This is a genomic window from Bartonella sp. AP58NXGY (genome assembly GCF_042195785.1).
In the GTDB taxonomy this organism is placed as follows: Bacteria; Pseudomonadota; Alphaproteobacteria; order Rhizobiales; family Rhizobiaceae; genus Bartonella.
Genome location: NZ_JBHIOY010000304.1, coordinates 1 through 655, shown reverse-complemented (window position 1 = coordinate 655; position 655 = coordinate 1). Strand labels below are relative to the sequence as shown.

General features: G+C 38.8%; 1 protein-coding gene. It reads right to left on the bottom strand.

Going from position 1 to position 655, the window contains the following annotated elements:
* On the bottom strand, positions 1-655 hold a 655-nt coding region (locus tag ACFINC_RS11095), incomplete at both ends, for a hypothetical protein (protein WP_375617237.1).

Here is a 655-nt window from a genome sequence, read left to right as displayed (position 1 = left end):
TCTACTAGATTCTGCGCTCCATTTTGTTCTACTAGATCCTGTCCTCCATTTTGATCATTTCTTTTCTCCACACTTTGATAAGTACCGCCCTCAAAAAGTACACCATAGGAATTACCTTTCAATTTAATAGTTGAATTTTGAATATCAGAAACTATTAAGTTGGCAACCTCAGATCCTGTATCCTGTTCACCCTCGGAATCTCTACCTCCATCTCTAGAAGGTACATCAGTATTTCTAGAAGATCCGCCGCTGTTTAAAATACCCTCTATAGAGGACAGAACCTCAATATGTGTAGAGTGAGTAGTATGATAAATATTATAATCAGCACAAATGCTACCTTCACCAATAGGAACTACCTCACCAACGACATCATTAACCTCAGAAGCCTGCCTATCCCTATCTGCATTCACATCCTGTCTTTGAATTTCATCAGAGACTCCTTCTTCAACTTTTTCATCGAGTTTAAAGGCATTACCATCAAAGTCACCACTTACCCATAATGCGATAGCATTAGGAGCTTCAAATTTCCCATTTCTAAAAGAAATAACACCTCCATGTGACAATAAACCAATGCTCGTCTCTTTAGTTTGTTTCTCAGCAACTTTAATAGTCACCCTATCTAAATGAACAGTCCCCTCTCCTACCGAGAGAACTC